This is a genomic window from Staphylococcus equorum, from assembly GCF_001747895.1.
GTDB classification, from domain to species: Bacteria; Bacillota; Bacilli; order Staphylococcales; family Staphylococcaceae; genus Staphylococcus; species Staphylococcus equorum_A.
In genome coordinates, this window is record NZ_LNNB01000029.1 from 185,011 (window position 1) to 206,222 (window position 21,212).

Here is a 21,212-nt window from a genome sequence, read left to right on the forward strand (position 1 = left end):
TTATGTCTAAGATATATATTAATGAAAACAGTCGGAATTTAAAATTCCGGCTGTTTTTTTAGGTTTATTTTATTTTTTCAGCATCAATACGCTTCCGATAATTGCACTTAGAATACATATTTATCATTATTAACTTTATGATGAAAAAATATTAATTTTGAAAATTGTATGTACACAACAAACAATTAATGTATAATAGGAATAATTTCGGAGTCAGGAGGGATGAGATTTGAAGAAATTTATGACGTTATCAACCACTTTGAAAACAAGACTAATAGCGGATTTCATCTTGAATGTAGCGAGTCAAGCGATTTTACCCTTCATGGCTTTATATCTAACGAGCAAAACAAATGCGATTTTTGCCGGTGCCTTTTTAATCACAAATATTGTTGTTAGTTTTTTCGTGTCTTTTCTAGGTGGATACTTAGGAGACAATTATAATAGGAAGAGAGTCGTTAATTATATACATTTCTTATATGCTATATGCTTAATTATATTAAGTATAACTGTAACTATGGACGGTATCGGTTTAATTATTTTTTGTGCTATTGTATTTATTTTTGAAATTTTATTTGCGGCGAGTCAACCTATTTTTGAAGCGGCTATCATGGATGCGATATACGAAGAGGTAAGGGAATATGTATATCAAGTTAATTATTGGATGTTTAATATTAGTACGGCGATAGGAATGATGTTAGGTGCATTACTATACTTAGGTCACAAGCATTTATTATTTATTATGTTCTTCTTCGCTATGTTAGTGAGTTGGTATTTATTTGAAAAATATTATGATGTAGAACAAATTTATAATAAAAAAGAGCCACTGACCTCTCGCTTTAAACATTTTGTGAATAGTTATCATGTTGTGCTAAAAGATAAATACTATATGATTTTTAATTTAGGAATGATGCTGATTTTTATGGCAGAACTCAGTTTAAATTCATATGTCGTAGTAAGATTGAAAGATGAGTTTGAAGTCTTTCATTTTTTAGGATTTTACATAGATGGCGTAAGGATGTTTACTGTCATTATGATTATCAATACGATTGTGGTAGCGACGTTAACTTTTACAGTGAATCGACTTATAGCGCAAACTTCTAAAAGAGTGGTCTTTATCATCGGTATAGTATTGTATACGGTTGGTTATAGTGTATTGACGTCAGCCAGTGCGTTTTGGATATTGTGTTTATTTGCAATCATTGCCACGTTAGGAGAATTAATTTATTCACCAATTCAAAATGCGCAACGCTTTTTAATGATACCTGATGACAAGCGCAGTACGTATTCTACATTTGGTATGGTCTCATATTATGGTGCCAATGTATTATCTAGATTCGGATTAATTTTGGGTGCATTTTTACTGCCATGGATGATGTCAGTCTATGTTGCAGTAGTTGTATTAATCGGTTTTGTTTTACTTTACTATGCTTTATTCTTTAACCCCAATATAGAAACAAGATAATAAAAAGACTGTATTAGAGTATTGTGGAAAAATGAACAATATCTAATGCAGTCTTTTATATTGCAAAAGAAATACCAATAGAGAGTAATAAATAAAATAAATTACATACAAATGCAATTTTAACCCATGGCGTAACAAAATAATTTTCTTTTTTTGCTTGCGTCGGTTTGAAAAACTCATCATTTTCGAGTGTGTCTTTATGTTTTTTGTTAGTAAGTTGATATTTTAGTCTTCTAAAACCATAGCTTGTAGGATCTAAAATGCCTTCTTGAACAACGATAACGATAAAGAAGATAATAGCCAATGAAATGGAAATATAGAAAAAGGTATTAATATAAAGCACTAACGTATGTGAAGCAAATAACCAGACTAATAAAGAGAGTAAAGGTGTAAAAATAACCCAAATTAGTAAACTTTTTATGTATTTCAAATTAACTCCTCCAATTATACAATAAATTTATTGTAACTTAATAAACCTAAAAAATGAATATAAACTTCTATAAATTCAATTATATCAACACTTGTATAAGATTATAAAATAAATTGTTTAAAAAGTCTTTAATAATGTAAAGCAAAACAATATTGCTTTACGGGTAAAGGAAAAGTATAATGTTAATAAATATTCTGAATATTTTAAAGGGAATGTTTATTCTGAATTTAAAGGGGGATAAAATATGCTTAAGTATGTTTTAAAGCGTTTGGGATATATGATTTTATCATTATTCATAATCATTACGATTACATTTTTCTTAATGAAGCTTATGCCAGGTTCACCATTTAATGATGAAAAATTAAATGAAGAGCAGAAGCAAATTTTAAATGAAAAGTATGGTTTGAATGAACCTGTTCCAGTACAGTATGCAAGTTATTTAAAGAATGTCGTTACAGGGGATTTTGGTAACTCATTCCAATATGATAACCAACCTGTGTGGGACTTAATACAACCAAGATTATTACCATCGCTTGAAATGGGACTGACAGCTATGGTTATTGGTGTGATATTAGGGTTGATTTTAGGGGTTATAGCAGCAGTACGGCAAAACAGTTGGGTCGATTATACAGCCACCGTCATTTCGGTTATTGCAGTATCAGTACCATCATTTGTTTTAGCAGTATTGTTACAATACTTATTTGCAGTTAGATTACAGTGGTTACCAGTTGCAGGTTGGGAAGGCATATCGACCGCGATACTGCCATCATTAGCACTATCGGCAGCAGTACTAGCGACGGTGGCAAGATACATAAGAGCAGAGATGATAGAAGTTTTAAGTTCAGATTATATCTTGTTAGCACGTGCAAAAGGTAATTCAACAATGAGAGTACTATTTGGACATGCATTACGGAATGCATTGATACCGGTTATTACGATTATTGTACCGATGTTAGCAAGTATCTTAACTGGTACTTTGACAATTGAAAATATTTTCGGTGTGCCAGGGTTAGGGGACCAATTCGTGAGATCAATCACTACGAATGACTTCCCAGTTATCATGGCGACGACAATTTTATTCAGTACATTGTTTATTGTCTCCATTTTCATTGTAGATATTTTATACGGTTTAATTGATCCGCGTATCCGTGTACAAGGGGGTAAAAAATAATGGCTGATAAAAGAGATGAAAAATTAACAGATGATCATTCAAATGCAGTTATGACACATACTTCAGAAGGTATACCGGCTTCTGATTTTATTAGAAGCAAGAATGACATTGAAAAAGAACCGGAAATGCAAAGAGAAAGTAAAAACTTTTGGCAAGATGCATGGACGCAACTGAAACGAAATAAACTAGCGGTAGTTGGGATGATTGGTTTAATCCTCATCGTATTATTTGCATTAATTGGTCCGTTATTAAGTTCACATGATTATGCTGAACAAGATGTAGATAGACGTAACTTACCAGCTAAAATACCTGTGCTAGATAAAATACCATTCTTGCCATTTGATGGTGAAGGCGCAAAAGGTGTCGATGCTTATAAAGAAGCAGGCGTTACAGAGAACTTTTGGTTTGGTACAGATCAGTTAGGTAGAGATTTATGGTCAAGAACTTGGCAAGGCGCGCAAGTATCCTTATTCATTGGTGTAGTAGCAGCTTTGCTCGATATATTTATAGGTGTTGTGTACGGGGCAATATCTGGATTCTTTGGCGGACGGATAGATAATGTCATGCAGCGTATTATAGAAGTGGTTGCTTCGATACCTACACTGATTGTGGTTATCTTATTCGTATTAATTTTCGAGCCATCTATTTGGACCATCATTTTAGCCATGGCACTTACCGGTTGGATTGGTATGAGTCGTGTGGTACGTGGTGAATTCTTAAAGTTAAAAACACAAGAATTTGTTTTAGCATCTACAACATTAGGGGCATCAAAACTAAAATTAATATTCAAACATATTTTACCTAATACACTTGGCGTTATCGTAGTAACTTCTATGTTTACAGTACCAAATGCCATATTCTTCGAAGCATTCCTAAGTTTCATTGGTATTGGTGTACCAGCACCTAAGACGTCATTAGGTTCGTTAGTAAATGATGGTAGAGCGATGTTGTTAATACATCCTCATGAATTATTCATACCAGCAGTGATATTAAGTTTATTAATTTTATTCTTCTACTTATTTAGTGATGGATTACGCGATGCATTTGATCCTAAAATGCGCAGATAATAAAAGGGGGCAACATTTATGTCAGAACGAGTATTAGAAGTGAGTAATTTGCATGTTTCCTTTGATATCGACGCTGGGGAAGTGCAAGCAGTTAGAGGTGTTGATTTCTTTGTCGATAAAGGTGAAACGCTCGCAATTGTTGGTGAGTCTGGTTCAGGGAAATCAGTAACAACGAAAGCAATCACTAAATTATTTCAAGGTGATGCAGGGAGAATTAAAAAAGGTGAAATTAATTTCTTAGGTGAAGATTTAGCAAAGAAATCAGAACAAGAATTAATTAAACTTAGAGGTAAAGATATATCTATGATCTTCCAAGATCCAATGACTTCTTTAAACCCAACGATGAAGATTGGCAAACAAGTTATGGAACCATTGATGAAGCATAGAAATTATAATAAAACAGATGCGAAAAAACGTGCTTTAGAAATATTAAATTTAGTAGGTTTACCAAATGCAGAAAAACGTTTCTCTGCTTATCCGCACCAATTCTCAGGTGGACAACGACAAAGAATCGTTATTGCAACAGCACTTGCATGTGAACCTAAAGTATTAATTGCTGATGAACCAACAACTGCACTGGATGTAACAATGCAGGCACAAATTTTAGAGTTGATGAAAGAGCTCCAAGATAAAATTAGTACATCAATTATATTCATTACACATGACTTAGGTGTGGTTGCGAATATCGCAGATCGTGTCGCAGTAATGTATGGGGGGCAAATGGTAGAAACTGGAGATGTAGATGAAATATTCTATGATCCTAAGCATCCATACACTTGGGGATTATTATCATCTATGCCAGATTTAACTACAGGTTCAGAAACAGAATTGCTAGCTATTCCAGGAACACCGCCAGATTTATTACATCCACCTAAAGGAGATGCTTTTGCAGAGCGTAGTCAATTTGCATTAGATATAGATTTTAAGACGCCACCTCCTTGGTTTCAAGTATCGCCTACACATTTTGTGAAATCGTGGTTGTTGGACGAACGTTCCCCTCATGTCGAGCCACCAGAAATGGTGAAAAAGCGTTTACGTAAAATGCCGAATAATTACGATAAACCTCAACAAGTAGAAAGGGTGTCGTTCGATGGAGAATAATAAAGATGTGCTATTACAAGTGAAAAACTTAAAACAATATTTTAATGAAGGTAAGCGAAATGAAGTTAGAGCCATCGAAAATATTTCTTTCGATGTGTTTAAAGGGGAAACATTTGGCTTAGTAGGAGAGTCAGGCTGTGGTAAATCAACTACAGGTAAAGCCATTATTAAATTGAATGATATTACAGATGGAGAAATTCTATATGAAGGCGTAGATATTCAAAAGATTAAAAATCGTAAAGACTCATTGAAATTTAATAAAAAAATACAAATGATCTTTCAAGATCCCTATGCATCATTAAATCCACGTTTAAAAGTTATGGATATCGTAGCTGAAGGTATTGATATACATAAACTTGCTTCCGGTGTTAAAGATCGTAAGAAACGTGTTTATGACTTATTGGAAACAGTAGGTTTAAGTAAAGAGCATGCCAACCGTTACCCGCATGAATTTTCTGGGGGACAACGTCAACGTATTGGTATTGCACGTGCATTAGCAGTTCAGCCAGAGTTTATTATCGCTGATGAACCGATATCTGCATTAGACGTTTCTATCCAAGCACAGGTTGTAAATTTGTTATTAAAATTACAGAAAGAGCGTGGCATTACATTCTTATTCATTGCTCATGATCTTTCAATGGTGAAATACATTTCTGACAGAATTGCAGTAATGCATTTTGGTAAAATCGTTGAATTAGGCAGTGCGGATGAAATTTATCATCATCCTATGCATCCTTATACCAAATCTTTGCTTTCTGCTGTACCTCAGCCAGACCCTGAAAGTGAAAGAGTGAGAAAGAGAACAGTTTTTAAAGAAGACGCAGAAAACAATGACAAACGTTCATTGCATGAAGTACGACCAAAACACTATGTATTTACAACAGATGAAGAAGCGGAAGCACTGCAATCTGAAACACATGAGACGTCTGTATAAAAGGGGAAAGGGGGATTACGATGAAAAAATTTAAGTTATTTACGATACTTATTGCGCTGACAGTAGTATTAGCAGGTTGTGGTAGTGCTGAGGGTGTGTACTCAGATAAAGGACAAGTATTTAGAAAAGTATTACCGCAAGATATTTCATCATTAGATACTGCATTGGCAACTGATACAGTAACATTTGATTTATATAATCAAATTTATGAAGGACTATATACATTAGATAAAGATGATAAAGCACAACCAGGTGTGGCTAAAGCATTGCCTAAAGAAAGTAATGGCGGTAAAACGTTAACGATTGAATTGCGTAAAGATGCGAAATGGTCGAATGGGGATCCAGTTACTGCGCATGACTTCGAGTTTGCCTGGAAGCGCGTAGTGAATCCTGAAACAGCATCTGAGTATGCCTATATTATGTACGATTTGAAAAATGCGGAAGATATTAATATGGGTAAAAAAGATGTAGATGAATTAGGTGTAAAAGCACTAGATGACCATACATTAAAGGTGGAATTAAATAAACCAATCCCGTATATTAATGAAATGTTCGCTTTCGGTACATTTATGCCACAAAATGAAAAAGTTGTTAAAAAGAACGGTCAACAATATGCGACTACCGCTGACAAAACTGTATTTAATGGTCCATTTAAAGTCAAAGATTGGAAAGTTGAAGATAAAATTCAACTTGTGAAAAACAAAAACTATTGGGATAAAAAAGAAGTTCATTTAGACCGAGTAAATTATAAAGTGTTAAAAGACCAACAAGCTGGTGCTTCTTTATACGATACGGGATCGGTTGATGATACTACAATTACTGCAGACCAAGTAGAGAAATACTCAGATAACCCTGGTCTAAAAAAACGCTTGCTAGCAAGTACATTTTATATTAAGTTAAGCCAAGACAATGTCCCTGCATTTAAAAACAAGGATATGAGGCTTGCGATAGCGCAATCTATCGATAAGGAAGGTTATGTTAACTCAGTGAAAAATAATGGTTCTGAAGCTACAGATGGTTTCACAGCTAAATTAACTGCCGAAACACCTGATGGTAAAGATTTTACAGAATCTATCGATTCACCATTAACATATAACCCGAAAGAGGCAAAAGAACATTATGAAAAAGCTAAAAAAGACTTGGGTATAAAAGATCTGACATTTACGATGAATACAGAAGATACACCGGATGCAAAAATTTCAGCTGAGTATATCAAAGCTCAAGTAGAAAAAACGTTGCCTGGTGTGACATTGAAAATCAAACAATTGCCATTTAAACAACGTTTAAATCAAGAATCATCAGAAACTTTTGAAGCTTCATTATCAGGTTGGGGACCAGACTATCCAGACCCATTAACATTCTTAAATATTATGACAACTGGTAACGCTCAAAATAATACTGGATGGGGCAGCAAAGAATATGACAAATTAGTGAAAGACGCTAATGGCGAACTATTGAAAAAACCAGAAGAACGTAATGCTGCTATGAAGAAAGCTGAAGAAATCATGCTAAATGACGCACCAGTCGCACCGATTTATCAAAAAGGGGAAGCGCATTTAACAAATCCACAAGTTAAAGGCTTAATCTATCACCAAATTGGTGGAGATACATCTCTGAAAAATGTAAAAATAGATAAGAGTATTGATCGCGAAACTGGTGAAAAGAAAGAATAACTAGTATAGTTTTTGAAAAACAAAATAAAAATTACAAACAGCACATCAACATAAGGTTGGTGTGCTGTTTACTTTGTATATTAAACTAAATTTTACTAGTTATTACTATTTGAAATTGAGACAACATTTCTTGCTCAATTAGTTATACATGTATTTAAAGCACTGGCTGAAGACTTCAGAATGAGACAGTAATTATGGAAAGCTAACACAAAAAATGCCAACAAAGTTACTGACTTTGTTGGCATTTCAACATATTCTAATCAAATAGAATGTGCCCGTTATAATTATCTTTTACGACCTAAGCCCATAGCTTTTTCCATTTTCTTCAATGTTTTGAAAGAAACTTTTTGAGCTTTATCTCTACCATTATCTAAAATAGTATCTAATTCATCTGAATTAAAGTAATACTCATATTTTTCTTGAAAATCTGTTAAGAATGTTTTTACGATTTCTGCTAAATCTGATTTAAACACGCCATAATTAGAGTCTTTATATTTAATTTGTAATGATTCTAGAGATTCATCAGTTAAACTAGAATAAATGGATAATAAATTAGAAATACCTGGTTTGTTCTCTCTATCAAATTTTATAATACCATCTGAATCAGTTACTGCACTTTTGATTTTTTTAGCTGCAGTATTTGGTTGGTCAAGTAAGGAAATAAAGTTCTTTTGATTATCATCACTTTTACTCATTTTTCTAGTCGGATCCTGTAAACTCATGACACGACCACCCACTTTTGGTATGCGTATTTCGGGTTTAATTAATATATCGTTAAAACGAGAATTAAATCTATCTACTAAATTTCTTGTTAATTCTATATGTTGCTTTTGGTCGTCGCCCACAGGGACAATATTCGTGTTATAGATTATAATGTCTGCAGCCATTAAAGGTGGATATGTAAGTAAACCTGCTGGAACACCTTCAGTCTGTTTTGTAGCTTTATCTTTAAATTGTGTCATACGTTCCAATTCTCCAATAGAAGAGATCGTAGTGAGCATCCAACTCGCCTGTATATGCGCTGGTACTTCTGATTGTATGAATAATGTGGATTTCTCTGGGTCGATACCAGAAGCTAAATAAATCGCTGCAAGCTGTCTTGTTTGTTTACGTAACTTCAAACGATCTTGTGGAACAGTAATTGCGTGCTGATCCACGATGCAGAAGAAACAATTGTAATCGTCTTGGACTTCACCAAATTGTTTCAATGCACCAATGTAATTACCAAGTGTTGGAATACCACTGGGCTGGATACCTGAAAATAATGTTTCCATTTTTAGATGCCTACCTTCTAAAATTTAATTTAATACATATTACCTACATTATAACAGTATTTCAATCATTTGTAATTTATGTTAAACTATAGACATATCAATATTTCTATCCGAATTTATTGAGAATTGCTTTTATTTTAAATTTTTTGATAAAAATTAAAGAATTCTCATTTAATTTTAATGTTGAAAGGGTATACTTTGATTGTAAGGTTAAGGAAGACGAAGTTTACTTGAAAGTTTCTTAATCATATAAATATTGAAATCTAATGAATTTAAATTCATGAAAAATAGGAGAGTGAGATGTATGGTAACATTATTTACTTCACCAAGTTGCACATCTTGCCGTAAAGCGAAAGCATGGTTACAAGAACATGACATTCCGTATACGGAGCGTAACATTTTTTCAGAACACTTAACAATTGACGAAATCAAACAAATTTTAAAAATGACTGAAGACGGAACAGATGAAATTATATCTACACGTTCTAAGACTTACCAAAAGTTAAACGTTGATATAGACGCATTACCGCTTCAAGATTTATATTCAATTATTCAAGATAACCCTGGTTTATTACGTCGTCCAATTATTTTAGACGAAAAACGTTTACAAGTTGGTTATAACGAAGATGAAATCAGACGTTTCTTACCAAGAAAAGTACGTACGTTCCAATTACAAGAAGCGCAACGTATGGTTGACTAAAACAAATTATAATTTACAATATTGGCCATAAAGTAGCATATTTATGATGTTGCTTTATGGCTTTATTATATTTAGCATAACAAATAGACTCAGAGTGAAGTCAAATGAACCGATTATTTTATATTTCAAGACTTTTAAAAACAATGGGCCATTTGATTGAAGAATGATAAAAGCGAAACAGCACTTGGTAATTAGTGCTGTTTTTTTGGCTTATGTTAGGGTATGTGTTAATATAAGAGACCAATTAGGAAATAGTAAAAATTAATGAAACAAATCAATTGTAATTATTACTACGTTCTAATACAATAATGATTACTATTCATCGACTGTAAGGAGTGAGATGATATGAGAATAGAGCGTGTTGACGATACTACTGTTAAATTATTTATAACATATAGTGATATAGAGGCTAGAGGTTTTAAACGTGAGGATTTGTGGACAAATCGTAAGCGTGGTGAAGAGTTCTTTTGGAACATGATGGAAGAAGTCAACGAAGAAGAAGATTTTGTAGTTGAAGGCCCTTTATGGATACAAGTACATGCTTTTGAAAAAGGTGTTGAAGTAACAATATCTAAATCTAAAAATGAAGACCTTATTAATATGTCAGAGAATGGTGATAACGAACAACTTGATTATCAAGTGAACGATTTATTATCACAGACGTTTGATCAAGATGATAGTTTAGAAGATTTATTTGAACAACGTCAACAACAAAAAGAAAGCAACCACGATCAAGAAAATAACGACCATAAACAACAAAGCACACGTACAGTAATTGTTAAATTTAACGATTTAGAAGAAGTTATTGATTATGCACATCACAACAATCAATCAGTAGATGACTTTGAAGATTTATTATACAGTTTTAATAATATATACTACTATGCTGTTCATTTTGATGAAACAGTGGATCAAGAATCAATTAATGATAGTTATAGTCAATTACTTGAATTCGCATATCCTACTGACAAATCAGAAGTATATTTAAACGACTATGCAAAAATTATTATGAGTCATAATGTTGCGTCGCAAGTACGTCGTTATTTCCCAAGTGCGACAGAATAATATAAATTTTTTTATTTAAAATTGAGACCTGTTGAAATTTAATTTTCAGCAGGTCTTTTTGTGTACCTTATTTTATTTATGTTCAATTGTCAGTGGTATATAAATCATTTTCTATCATTACTATATTTTAAAAGTAATGATTCGTTTGTAACAGTGTAATAAAATGAGGTGGTAAAATTATGTTATGTGCAAGAAATGAAAGTAACCAAATCATATCAGCAATGATTGCTCAAAAAGGGCATCAATATACGTGTCCGCATTGTAATAATAAAGTTATATTTAAAAAAGGCCAATTCATTGCACCTCATTTTGCCCATGTAAGTAAAAGGGAGCTTACATGCAATAAAGGAGAAACTTATGAACACTATCGTCTTAAATACTATCTTGCTCAATGGTTTGAAAAATATAATTATGATGTTGCCATAGAACCTTATATTACAGGATGTTATCAATACCCTGATTTAATCATAAATCACAGTATAGCAATTGAAATACAATTTTCACGAATTACGATATCAAATATAAAAAAACGCAGTATATCCTTACAAAAATGTGGACTAGATGTTGTATGGATTATTAATAATCCAAGTTATGATAAGATAACAAAAATTTTAATGCTTACAACTTATGAACGGACTTATATTAATTTAAAAGACCGCCATTTAATTGCTTGGAATGATTACACACAAGAACTGTACAAATATAAGATATTACAATATCTTGGTGGCAAACGTTATGTTGCGAAAAGAGAGATTGTTCCAAATGATGCTTTGATACATAACTCGACTCATGTAGATATTCAATATAACAATTTAACTTTAAAGTTAAGTGAAACTGCAATCATTAAATACTTGAAGCATTGTCGTAATAGACGTTCGGTACTTGAGCCGAGTCTTAGCGTTATGTACCAATTACAATTATCAGAGTCATGGGTAAGTAAACATCTTGGTATCATTTTCCCAGAACAATTATATGTGAAATCTCATCCAGTATATTGGCAATTACAACTTCTATTTATGTTAAAGCATGTACAATTTAAGTTAAGTGATTTTATAAAATTAATTGAGTATAATGAATTTTATACAGGGGATGTTAATAAGGAAGAAATTGCTAGGGAAATGGTTAGGAAATTTCAGAAATTGAATTATAGCATTGGACGTAATAACGTGCAAAAATGATTGTTACGTGAGAAAATTATAATAATGAACTTTATAGGAGGTTTACTTAATATTATGACTGAACAATTAACAAGAGAAGAACAAGAACGTAAATACCCTGAATATACATGGGACTTAACTACTATTTTCGAATCAGATGAGGCTTTTGAAGCAGCATTTAAAGAAGTGGAAAATAACATAGGACAAGAAGAACAATTTAGAGGTCATTTAGCTGATAGTGCAGAAACACTTTATAACGCATTAGCTTTAGAAGACGAACTGGGTTCTCAATTAGAAAAAGTATACGTATATGCACATCTAAAACAAGATCAAGATACTGCAAATGATAAGTACACGGGATACGAGTCACGTGCACATCAACTTATTATTAAATTTAGTTCTGGATGGAGTTTCTTAGTTCCAGAAATTTTACAAATTGATGAAGCACAAATCCAAAATTTCATTGAATCTAATGATGATTTAAAACGTTATGCATTTGATTTGAAACTGATTAATGAAAAACGACCTCATGTTTTAAGTGCAGATAAAGAAAAATTACTTACTGAGGCACAAGATGCTTTAGCAACATCAGATAATGTATATGGTATGTTTAGTAACGCTGATTTAGAATTTGAAGATGCAATTGATAAAGATGGTAATCATCATTCATTAACTCAAGGTACGTTTATAAAATGTTTAGAATCAGATGATCGTATTTTACGTAAATCTGCATTTGAAAATTTATATAAAGCCTATGGTTCATTTAACAATACATTAAGCGCAACTTTAGCTGGCGAAGTGAAAAAGAATGTGTTTAATGCCAAAACACATAATTACGAAACTGCAAGAGCAGCAGCATTAAGTAATAATCATATACCAGAAGAAGTATATGATAATTTAGTTAAAACTGTGCATAACTACTTACCATTATTACATCGTTATACGAAATTACGTAAAGACTTATTAGGTTTAGAAGATATGAAGATGTACGATCTTTATACACCTTTAGTTAAAGATGTGAAATTTGAAATGCCGTATGAAGAAGCTAAAGATTGGATGGTAAAAGCTTTACAACCTATGGGCGAAGAATATATGAAAGTTGTTGAAGAAGGGTTGAATCATCGCTGGGTAGACGTATACGAAAATAAAGGTAAACGCTCAGGTGGTTATTCTTCAGGTGCGCATTTAACTAATCCCTTTATATTATTAAATTGGTCCAATACAGTGAGTGATTTATATACATTAGTGCATGAATTTGGTCACTCTGCACATAGTTATTTCAGTCGTCAAAACCAGCCAGCCAATTCAAGTGGTTATACAATTTTTGTAGCAGAAGTAGCTTCTACATGTAATGAAGCATTATTAAGCGACTACATGGACAAACATTTAGATGATGAACGTAGACTATTATTACTTAATCAAGAACTTGAACGTTTCCGTGCAACATTATTTAGACAGACAATGTTTGCTGAATTTGAGCATAAGATTCATCAAATCGAAGAGGCAGGAGAACCACTTACAGCAAACCGTATGAATGAAGAATACGCAGAATTGAATAGACAATACTTTGGTGATTCTGTTGAAACAGATGAAGATATTAGTAAAGAATGGTCAAGAATTCCTCACTTCTATATGAATTATTATGTGTATCAATATGCAACTGGATATAGTGCAGCTCAAAGTTTAAGTCGTCAAATTTTGGCTGAAGGCCAACCAGCAGTGGACAGATATATTAATGAATTCTTGAAAAAAGGTAGCTCAGATTACCCAATTGAAATACTTAAAAATGCAGGTGTAGATATGACAACTCCTGAACCAATTGAACAAGCTTGCCAAGTATTCGAACAAAAATTAGACGCTTTTGAAAAGCTTATGAAAGCTTAGTGTGAATGTATTCGTTTTCAATATGACAAGTTTGTGACAAAGTGATTTTATTTAAACTAAATGGTTGAAAGACGCATTTTAGCGTGTTATATTATAAACATGAAATTAATCACATAACAAACATACCCCTTTGTTTGAAGTGAGAAAATTTCTCCCATCCCCTTTGTTTAGCGCCGTGTAATCAGACACGGCGTTTTTTTTATATCCTTTTTTAATTAAATTCAAAAATATGAATAACTATTCGTTTGACTTTAAAAAATTAAAGTTATAGAATTAACTTGTACTTAAAATAAATACAAGGAAGAGGTTGTATATATGAAATTAGCAGTTGTAGCAGCAAATGGTAAAGCAGGGCAACTCATTACAAAAGAAGCTTATGATAGAGGGCTAGACGTGACTGCCATTGTAAGAAGTTCAAATAAAACAGTAGCAGATCAAGTGATTCAAAAAGATTTATTCGATTTAACAACGGCTGACATTGCAGAATTTGATGTAGTTATCGATGCTTTTGGGCAACCTGATGAAAATAAATTAGATGAACATAGTAAATCAATGAAACATCTAGGCGATTTAGTAAGTAACAGCAACAAGCGTTTGTTAATTATTGGTGGGGCAGGTAGTTTATATGTAGATGAAGCACATACGCTGAAGTTGATAGACGCGCCAGATTTTCCTGAACAATTTAAAAAGACTAGCCAAGCACAAATCAAAACACTAGAAGAAATACAAAAACGAAAAGATGTAAAATGGACATTTGTTTGTCCAGCACCAGATTTCCAATATGATGGTGAGAAAACAGGAGAATATAAATTGAGTGCAGACGAAGTTATTGGCTCAAATGTAAGTTATGCAGATTTTGCTCAAGCAATGGTAGATGAAGCAGTAGATGCACAACATATCCAACAACGTTTTGCAGTATTTGCGAAATAAAATAATAATGAAAACTATAGTAAGATGAGGCTATGTCTCAGCTCCGAAATATAAATAGTGATTTGGACTGATACTTGGGGAAAAGCACTAGAAGAAGACTATAGACTGAAGCTGTGCTAGCGAAAAGCATGCACAAAAAATGCCAACAAAGCCTGCGACTTTGTTGGCATTCTGAGATAGCCCAAAAGGCTATCTTTTTATTTGTTAAAAAAGTGTGATTATCTGTTTATTGCACATTCAAATTTTAGATCTCCAAAATTTTCCATCTGGAGATTTAAGTTTTTCTATCTTTTGTTGCAGTGCTAATTTTTTAAGTTCTTTATTCATTAATTTTTCAGGCCATTCATAAATGGTAAGTAACTCTTCTTTAGTAACTAATTGCTGTTGTTGTATATAACCTTCGAGTGTAGGCGGTAATTTTTTTTCAATTGGTGTTCCAATTAGTTCATTTATGATATACGTATAGATGTGATAAGGATAGAGACCTTCAACTTTCAATCCTTCTTCGTGAACGTCTTCATTAAAGAATACAAGTGAAGGCGCTTCTTCAATCTCCATTTCTCGTGCAATATGCAAGTCTACTTGTAAGCTTTCTTTTAAATAGCTACTATGCAAATCTTCTTTAAAGACTTCATAATCTAACCCTGCATTACTTATACAATTATTGACCATTGATTCAGTGATTATATCTCTTTTTGGTATAATTTCATTTTGTACAAGGTGTATAAAACGTTCTGCACGTAAGCGGCCTTGAAGTTCAGCAGCCTTATATGCGAGTGCAATATTATCTAAGTCCGACGTGCTCTGTGCTTGGCATTTTGTTAAGACACGTAAAGATGGATTTAATATATGTCTTATACTGATATATTGCTTATACTCTATACGTAATTTAGAGAGAATTGCTGATAATTTGAAGCAATCTTTACTGAATGGGTCGAAAAAAGAATAAATTTCTATCTTACTCACAGGTGAAAGATTCGCATCTTCACGACTATTAGCATGTATTAATTTTAATTCTTCAGTCATGTACATTTCACCTACAATTAGTTTTCGGTATTAACCATATGATTCGCTGTTAAACGTAATCTTTCATACAAATAATCGCCGACACCTGCTTGGAAATCTGCATGCTGAATAGCACTATACATATTTTCAAGCCATGCGTCGCGTTCGTTATTTGTTATAATAAACTCCATATGACGTCTTTTTAACATTGGATGACCATGTTCTTCTGAATAAAGGCTTGGTCCACCTAAAAATTGAGTCAAGAATTGTTTTTGTTTTCTACTTGTTTCTTGAAAATCTCCAGGAAACAAATGGTTAATCCTGTCATCTTTTTCCACTAAGAAATAGAAATGGTCAATCATCTTATATAATGCGTCATGTCCAATGATTTCGTAAGGTGTCTGTGTCATTTTATCACCATATTCTCTTAATATATAACTAATATAACACGAATATTTACATTTGGAAGTAATTCGACTTTTTAAACTTGTGCGCAATTAGTTGTTGTTCAAATTTGATTTGCGATTGAAAAATCTTTGTACTTTATTTTCGGGTGTTTCGTGTTTAATATCGAATGTTTCAAGAATCATTTCAAATTGAATTAAACCATCATCATAATCTTCAACTTCATATTCCAATTCATAATCTTGATAATTTAAATAGTCACTTCTATCTAAAACGAGTAAATTGCCTTGGATTTCTTTTTCTAAACGTGAAGTAGTCAAAGCACCAAGAATAACAAGCTGATTAATGTCAACATTCATTTTAGTTAATTGTTCGGTGATTTCTAATGGTAAATCATTCTCGACTAATTTTTTATTTAATTCGGGTATAACATCTGTTTCAAAATTATATTCCATTAAGCCAACTTCGGCAGGTATCTTTAAGGTCATTTCATAGTATTCATCTTTTACGCGTATTCTTAGTGCAGACTTATGTGAGCGTAAATCAAATTGCTCAGTATCTATATAATAGTTTGTTTGACTGAAGGGTTGCATATCTGGGAAATATTTATTATATATAGATTGGTACTGTGATTGAGATAATAATTGTTTGAATTCAATTTCATTGTTAGTTGCCACGAGAAACACTCCTTTAATGCATATAATGATTTATTCTAAAACACTTACGACATAATTTAAATTGAACTGCATTTTAAATTTAAAATACTTTAGGTATTATGCTAAATTGTTGTCGTAACATTAGCCTTGTAACGTGTTATGTGCGATAGAATTATGTTAAAATGATGGAGAATAAGGAGGAACAAGCATGCGTATTTATGTAAATGAAATTAAAGTAACAGAAGATAGTATCAATTGTTATACAGAAGCGTCTACAGAAGGTCTGGAAGAAGCAGGACAAATGCTTGTTGACAGTGATAATTATAGTTTTGCCTACATCTTGGATGATGGACAATCGTATTCATATTTAATTTTTGTTCAAGAAACTTGGTCTATGCTACATGAAAACAAAGGTAAGAAAATAATAATAAATGATAAATTAGAATTACAGCAGTTCGAAAGGGAATTTAATTACATATTGGATAACATACAAGGTAATTTAAATTATGGTAAAGCGTTTGTTTCCGTTGTAGAAGATACTTTCGAATTAGAGTGAAGCGGAGTGAGGCATTATGAATCAATGGGATCAATTTTTATCTCCATATAAACAAGCAGTGGACGAATTGAAAATTAAATTAAAAGGCCTTAGAAAACAATATGAAGTAGAAGACAATGCTTCGCCAATTGAATTCGTAACTGGTCGTGTCAAACCAATGACTAGCATTATTGATAAAGCAAATAAGCGTCAAATTTCTTTTGATCGATTACATGAAGAAATGTATGATATCGCAGGGTTACGCTTAATGTGTCAATTTGTTGATGACATTGAAGTTGTAGTTAATTTATTAAGACAACGTGAAGATTTTAAAGTTGTGGAAGAACGAGATTACATTAGTAATACCAAACAAAGTGGTTACCGTTCATTCCATGTTATTATTGAATATCCTATTGAAACACTAAAAGGAGAAAAGAAAATATTAGCAGAAATTCAAATCAGAACGCTAGCCATGAACTTTTGGGCCACTGTTGAACATACATTACGTTATAAATATGATGGAGATTACCCACCTGAGATTCAACATCGCCTTGAACGGGCAGCAGAAGCAGCGTTTTTACTTGATGAAGAAATGTCAGAAATCAAAGAAGAAATTCAAGAAGCACAAAAATATTATTCTAAAAAACGCTCTAAGAAACATAATAATGATTAGGGGGTGTGATCATGCGTTATACGATACTATCTAAAGGTGATTCGAAATCGAATGCACTGAAACATAAAATGATTAACCATATGAAGGATTTTCAAATGGTTGAAGACCCAGATAATCCAGAGATAGTTATATCAGTGGGCGGTGACGGGACATTGTTACAAGCTTTCCATCAATATAGCCACATGCTATCTCGTTGTGCGTTTGTAGGGGTACATACTGGTCATTTAGGATTTTATGCGGACTGGTTACCACATGAAGTAGAAAAGTTAATTATTGAAATTAATAATTCAGAATTCCAAGTCATAGAATATCCTTTGTTAGAAATTATTGTGCGTTATAACGATAATGGTTACGAAACAAGATATTTAGCTTTAAACGAAGCAACTATGAAAACAGAAAATGGTTCTACTTTAGTGGTCGATGTGAACATACGAGGTAATCAATTTGAACGATTTAGAGGTGATGGTTTATGTGTATCTACACCATCAGGTTCAACGGCGTATAACAAAGCCTTAGGTGGCGCGTTAATTCATCCATCTCTAGAAGCAATGCAAATTGCAGAAATTGCATCAATTAATAATAGAGTGTTTAGAACAGTAGGCTCGCCTTTAGTATTGCCTAAACACCATACCTGTTTGATAACACCTGTTAACCATGACACGATATTAACTACTATTGATCATGTAAGTATTAAACATAAAAACGTTAATGCTATACAATTTAGAGTAGCTAATGAAAAAGTAAGGTTTGCTAGATTTAGACCATTTCCTTTCTGGAAAAGAGTACATGATTCCTTTATCTCTAGTGGGGAAGATGAGTAATGAAATTCACATATGATATTGAATGTCCAGAAATGGTAAGAACATTTTTACAAAAAAACCATTATTCTAAGCGGACTATAAGCGCCATTAAACATAATGGCGCTTTAGTTGTTAACGGACAGCCAGTTACAGTTAGAAAACAGTTAGAAATTGGCGATGTGCTTCAAGTTCATTTAGGGCATGAAACGCCAAGTTCGAATTTGCTGCCTTTTACGGATAGATTGAATATCTTATACGAAGACGAATATTTACTTGTTGTATCGAAACCTGCACTTCAAAATTGTGCACCGTCGAGAGATCATAAACATTTGAGTTTAGTCGAGCAAGTATTAGGATATTTTAAACAATCATCCCTCTCAATTAACCCTCATATCGTAACTCGGATAGATCGGAATACATCTGGCATCGTTATTTTTACCAAACATGGATTTATCCATCATTTAATGTCTCAGACACAGGTTGATAAACGATATTTATGTATATGCCATGGGAGTTTGAAAGATGAAGGCTTGATTGATGCACCTATTGCAAGAGATCCAGCTAGTATTATTCAACGGCAAGTTAACGTGAAGGGTAAAGAAGCGAGAACACGTTTTAAATGCCTACAACGTTCTGAAGATTATAGTTTGAGTGAAGTACATTTATTAACTGGTAGGACACATCAAATACGTGTGCATTTTCAACATATAGGACATCCAATCGTGGGCGATGATTTATATGGAGAAAAGCATCCAATATATACACATCAATTATTACGCTGTGTACGCGTAACTTTTATTCATCCAATCACGTATAAAAAGATTGAGATTAATGATGAGTATAGCGCAATAGAATCTATATTTAATATGATATGATTTTTAACATTCATGGAGGTGGGGCCATTGGCTAATGAAAAGGATTCAATCACTTTAGAGGACGAACAAGTATATGATCAAGCGTTGTTAGATAATTTGTTGCTTGAAAACCATATCGATGAATTTAGAAATGAATTTTTAGCGATGCATACATATGAACAAAGTGAATACTTTGAAGACAGCAATGAAGAAATTCGACAAAGAATATTTGAAGTATTATCACCAGAAGAAGTAGCTGATTTCTTTGAGCAATTAGAAATTGACGAAGATGAATATGAATCACTTTTTGACACTATGGATGCCGAATATGCGAGTAAAGTGCTAGAAGACATGTCTTATGATAATGCTGTAGATATAATGAATCAGTTATCTAAGCAAAAAATTGTTAGCTTACTCACATTAATGAAACGTGAAGATGCTAAAGAAATCAAAGCATTACTACACTACGAAGAAGATACTGCTGGTGGTATCATGACGACAGAGTATATTTCTTTAAAAGCGACAATGCCAGTTAAAGAAGCAATGATGCATGTAAAAGAACAAGCACCAGATGCCGAAACAATTTATGTTATTTTCACAGTGAATGATAATAAACAACTCGCAGGCGTACTTTCGTTAAGAGATTTAATTGTGGCTGAAAATGATGCATATATTGAAGATATTATGAGTGAACGTGTAATCAGTGCAAATGCGGCAGATGATCAAGAAGATGTTGCTCAAAAAATGCGAGATTATGATTTTATTGCGATGCCTGTAGTAGATTATCAAGATCATTTACTTGGTATTATAACTATCGATGATATTTTAGATGTTATGGATGAAGAAGCTAGCGAGGACTACTCACGCTTAGCCGGTGTGTCAGATGTTGATGCGACGAATGATTCCATTATAAAAACAGCTAGAAAACGCTTGCCTTGGTTAATCATATTAACATTTCTAGGTATGATTACTGCCACAATTTTAGGCTCATTCGAAGATACTTTATCGCAAGTGGCATTATTAGCTGCCTTTATTCCAATTATAAGTGGGATGTCAGGTAATTCTGGTACACAATCGCTTGCCGTTTCTGTGCGTAATATTTCAACTGGTGAAATTTACGAGCAAAGTAAATTCAAAGTAGCACTGAGAGAAACTGGAAGTGGTTTTTTAAGTGGTTTAATTTGCTCAATATTGCTATTTTTAATTATACTGATACTTTATGGTCAACCCATATTAGCAGTGATTGTAGGCGCTAGTTTGACGATAGCAATGACAGTCGGTACATTAGTAGGCTCAATGATTCCGTTAGTTATGGATAAATTGAAAATCGACCCCGCAGTGGCGAGTGGCCCTTTTATTACAACAATTAATGATATCGTAAGTATGTTAATTTATTTTGGTTTAGCAACGTCATTTATGTCTTATTTAACGTAGGA

General features: G+C 32.9%; 21 protein-coding genes. 16 read left to right on the forward strand and 5 right to left on the reverse strand.

Translation table 11 applies throughout. The features are described 5' to 3' along the window. Positions 1-229: 229 nt before the first annotated feature. A complete protein-coding gene (locus tag AST02_RS12315) occupies positions 230-1,462 on the forward strand; it encodes an MFS transporter (RefSeq protein ID WP_069818027.1) in 1,233 nt (410 codons plus the stop codon). A 55-nt stretch (positions 1,463-1,517) separates the two neighbouring features. Here AST02_RS12315 and AST02_RS12320 read toward each other — a convergent pair whose 3' ends face one another. Beyond that, positions 1,518-1,892, reverse strand: a complete 375-nt coding sequence (locus AST02_RS12320) for a DUF3899 domain-containing protein (RefSeq protein ID WP_069818028.1) — start codon at positions 1,890-1,892, stop codon at positions 1,518-1,520. A gap of 244 nt (positions 1,893-2,136) precedes the next feature. Between AST02_RS12320 and opp3b the strand changes: the two genes are divergently transcribed. Genes opp3b through AST02_RS12345 form a run of 5 tightly spaced genes read left to right on the forward strand, consistent with a single transcriptional unit; the run spans position 2,137 to position 7,838 of the window. Beyond that, positions 2,137-3,063: an oligopeptide ABC transporter permease gene (gene opp3b, locus AST02_RS12325; RefSeq protein WP_069818029.1), complete on the forward strand. Its 927-nt coding sequence runs from the start codon at positions 2,137-2,139 to the stop codon at positions 3,061-3,063. Beyond that, positions 3,063-4,130: an oligopeptide ABC transporter permease gene (opp3C, locus tag AST02_RS12330; protein ID WP_069818030.1), complete on the forward strand. Its 1,068-nt coding sequence runs from the start codon at positions 3,063-3,065 to the stop codon at positions 4,128-4,130. Before opp3b ends, opp3C begins: the two co-directional genes overlap by 1 nt. 18 nt (positions 4,131-4,148) lie before the next feature. Next, positions 4,149-5,231, forward strand: a complete 1,083-nt coding sequence (locus AST02_RS12335) for an ABC transporter ATP-binding protein (RefSeq protein WP_069818031.1) — start codon at positions 4,149-4,151, stop codon at positions 5,229-5,231. Further along, positions 5,221-6,165, forward strand: coding sequence for an ABC transporter ATP-binding protein (locus tag AST02_RS12340; protein ID WP_069818032.1), 945 nt, complete (start codon positions 5,221-5,223; stop codon positions 6,163-6,165). The genes AST02_RS12335 and AST02_RS12340 overlap by 11 nt, the downstream gene beginning before the upstream one ends. A gap of 20 nt (positions 6,166-6,185) precedes the next feature. Then, positions 6,186-7,838, forward strand: coding sequence for a peptide ABC transporter substrate-binding protein (locus AST02_RS12345; RefSeq protein ID WP_069818033.1), 1,653 nt, complete (start codon positions 6,186-6,188; stop codon positions 7,836-7,838). A 284-nt stretch (positions 7,839-8,122) separates the two neighbouring features. Here the strand turns inward: AST02_RS12345 and trpS are convergent, their stop codons facing one another. After that, positions 8,123-9,112 (reverse strand): tryptophan--tRNA ligase, encoded by a 990-nt coding sequence (gene trpS, locus AST02_RS12350; RefSeq protein ID WP_069818034.1) that lies wholly within the window; start codon positions 9,110-9,112, stop codon positions 8,123-8,125. A gap of 304 nt (positions 9,113-9,416) precedes the next feature. Between trpS and spxA the strand changes: the two genes are divergently transcribed. The 5 genes from spxA (at position 9,417) to AST02_RS12375 (ending at position 14,848) form a co-directional block, all read left to right on the forward strand. Next, positions 9,417-9,812, forward strand: a complete 396-nt coding sequence (spxA, locus tag AST02_RS12355) for a transcriptional regulator SpxA (protein ID WP_002483765.1) — start codon at positions 9,417-9,419, stop codon at positions 9,810-9,812. A gap of 345 nt (positions 9,813-10,157) precedes the next feature. Continuing rightward, on the forward strand, positions 10,158-10,877 hold the full coding sequence (mecA, locus tag AST02_RS12360; RefSeq protein ID WP_069818035.1) for an adaptor protein MecA: 720 nt from the start codon (positions 10,158-10,160) through the stop codon (positions 10,875-10,877). A 179-nt stretch (positions 10,878-11,056) separates the two neighbouring features. Continuing rightward, positions 11,057-12,055 (forward strand): competence protein CoiA, encoded by a 999-nt coding sequence (locus tag AST02_RS12365; RefSeq protein WP_069818036.1) that lies wholly within the window; start codon positions 11,057-11,059, stop codon positions 12,053-12,055. Positions 12,056-12,109: 54 nt separating this feature from the next. Then, positions 12,110-13,918, forward strand: a complete 1,809-nt coding sequence (gene pepF, locus AST02_RS12370; protein WP_069818037.1) for an oligoendopeptidase F — start codon at positions 12,110-12,112, stop codon at positions 13,916-13,918. A gap of 315 nt (positions 13,919-14,233) precedes the next feature. Continuing rightward, positions 14,234-14,848, forward strand: a complete 615-nt coding sequence (locus tag AST02_RS12375; RefSeq protein ID WP_069818038.1) for an NAD(P)-dependent oxidoreductase — start codon at positions 14,234-14,236, stop codon at positions 14,846-14,848. Positions 14,849-15,085: 237 nt separating this feature from the next. Here the strand turns inward: AST02_RS12375 and yjbH are convergent, their stop codons facing one another. The 3 genes from yjbH to AST02_RS12390 form a co-directional block, all read right to left on the reverse strand. Continuing rightward, positions 15,086-15,874, reverse strand: a complete 789-nt coding sequence (yjbH, locus tag AST02_RS12380) for a protease adaptor protein YjbH (protein ID WP_002508097.1) — start codon at positions 15,872-15,874, stop codon at positions 15,086-15,088. A gap of 17 nt (positions 15,875-15,891) precedes the next feature. Beyond that, complete coding sequence (locus tag AST02_RS12385) at positions 15,892-16,263, reverse strand: truncated hemoglobin YjbI (protein WP_069818039.1); 372 nt, start codon at positions 16,261-16,263, stop codon at positions 15,892-15,894. Positions 16,264-16,350: 87 nt separating this feature from the next. Continuing rightward, positions 16,351-16,935, reverse strand: a complete 585-nt coding sequence (locus AST02_RS12390; RefSeq protein WP_069818040.1) for a CYTH domain-containing protein — start codon at positions 16,933-16,935, stop codon at positions 16,351-16,353. Positions 16,936-17,122: 187 nt separating this feature from the next. Here AST02_RS12390 and AST02_RS12395 point away from each other — a divergent pair, with 187 nt between their 5' ends. The 5 genes from AST02_RS12395 to mgtE are packed head-to-tail and all read left to right on the forward strand — an operon-like array spanning position 17,123 to position 21,210. Beyond that, positions 17,123-17,470, forward strand: coding sequence for a hypothetical protein (locus AST02_RS12395; protein ID WP_069818041.1), 348 nt, complete (start codon positions 17,123-17,125; stop codon positions 17,468-17,470). A gap of 16 nt (positions 17,471-17,486) precedes the next feature. Continuing rightward, positions 17,487-18,122 carry a GTP pyrophosphokinase gene (locus AST02_RS12400; RefSeq protein WP_002508093.1) on the forward strand — a complete coding sequence of 212 codons (636 nt, stop codon included), beginning with the start codon at positions 17,487-17,489 and terminating at the stop codon, positions 18,120-18,122. A gap of 11 nt (positions 18,123-18,133) precedes the next feature. Further along, positions 18,134-18,943: an NAD kinase gene (locus tag AST02_RS12405; protein WP_069818042.1), complete on the forward strand. Its 810-nt coding sequence runs from the start codon at positions 18,134-18,136 to the stop codon at positions 18,941-18,943. Next, positions 18,943-19,797 (forward strand): RluA family pseudouridine synthase, encoded by an 855-nt coding sequence (locus tag AST02_RS12410; RefSeq protein ID WP_069818043.1) that lies wholly within the window; start codon positions 18,943-18,945, stop codon positions 19,795-19,797. Before AST02_RS12405 ends, AST02_RS12410 begins: the two co-directional genes overlap by 1 nt. 12 nt (positions 19,798-19,809) lie before the next feature. Next, positions 19,810-21,210: a magnesium transporter gene (gene mgtE / locus AST02_RS12415; protein WP_141714377.1), complete on the forward strand. Its 1,401-nt coding sequence runs from the start codon at positions 19,810-19,812 to the stop codon at positions 21,208-21,210. Positions 21,211-21,212 lie beyond the last annotated feature (2 nt).

What these genes read in the sequence shown, in the direction of transcription:
- opp3b (WP_069818029.1), top strand. Translation starts at nt 2,137, where the DNA reads ATGCTTAAGTATGTTTTAAAGCGTTTGGGATATATGATTTTATCATTA.
- opp3C (WP_069818030.1), top strand. Translation starts at nt 3,063, where the DNA reads ATGGCTGATAAAAGAGATGAAAAATTAACAGATGATCATTCAAATGCA.
- AST02_RS12335 (WP_069818031.1), top strand. Translation starts at nt 4,149, where the DNA reads ATGTCAGAACGAGTATTAGAAGTGAGTAATTTGCATGTTTCCTTTGAT.
- AST02_RS12340 (WP_069818032.1), top strand. Translation starts at nt 5,221, where the DNA reads ATGGAGAATAATAAAGATGTGCTATTACAAGTGAAAAACTTAAAACAA.
- AST02_RS12345 (WP_069818033.1), top strand. Translation starts at nt 6,186, where the DNA reads ATGAAAAAATTTAAGTTATTTACGATACTTATTGCGCTGACAGTAGTA.
- trpS (WP_069818034.1), bottom strand. Translation starts at nt 9,112, where the DNA reads ATGGAAACATTATTTTCAGGTATCCAGCCCAGTGGTATTCCAACACTT.
- spxA (WP_002483765.1), top strand. Translation starts at nt 9,417, where the DNA reads ATGGTAACATTATTTACTTCACCAAGTTGCACATCTTGCCGTAAAGCG.
- mecA (WP_069818035.1), top strand. Translation starts at nt 10,158, where the DNA reads ATGAGAATAGAGCGTGTTGACGATACTACTGTTAAATTATTTATAACA.
- AST02_RS12365 (WP_069818036.1), top strand. Translation starts at nt 11,057, where the DNA reads ATGTTATGTGCAAGAAATGAAAGTAACCAAATCATATCAGCAATGATT.
- pepF (WP_069818037.1), top strand. Translation starts at nt 12,110, where the DNA reads ATGACTGAACAATTAACAAGAGAAGAACAAGAACGTAAATACCCTGAA.
- AST02_RS12375 (WP_069818038.1), top strand. Translation starts at nt 14,234, where the DNA reads ATGAAATTAGCAGTTGTAGCAGCAAATGGTAAAGCAGGGCAACTCATT.
- yjbH (WP_002508097.1), bottom strand. Translation starts at nt 15,874, where the DNA reads ATGACTGAAGAATTAAAATTAATACATGCTAATAGTCGTGAAGATGCG.
- AST02_RS12385 (WP_069818039.1), bottom strand. Translation starts at nt 16,263, where the DNA reads ATGACACAGACACCTTACGAAATCATTGGACATGACGCATTATATAAG.
- AST02_RS12395 (WP_069818041.1), top strand. Translation starts at nt 17,123, where the DNA reads ATGCGTATTTATGTAAATGAAATTAAAGTAACAGAAGATAGTATCAAT.
- AST02_RS12400 (WP_002508093.1), top strand. Translation starts at nt 17,487, where the DNA reads ATGAATCAATGGGATCAATTTTTATCTCCATATAAACAAGCAGTGGAC.
- AST02_RS12405 (WP_069818042.1), top strand. Translation starts at nt 18,134, where the DNA reads ATGCGTTATACGATACTATCTAAAGGTGATTCGAAATCGAATGCACTG.
- AST02_RS12410 (WP_069818043.1), top strand. Translation starts at nt 18,943, where the DNA reads ATGAAATTCACATATGATATTGAATGTCCAGAAATGGTAAGAACATTT.
- mgtE (WP_141714377.1), top strand. Translation starts at nt 19,810, where the DNA reads ATGGAGGTGGGGCCATTGGCTAATGAAAAGGATTCAATCACTTTAGAG.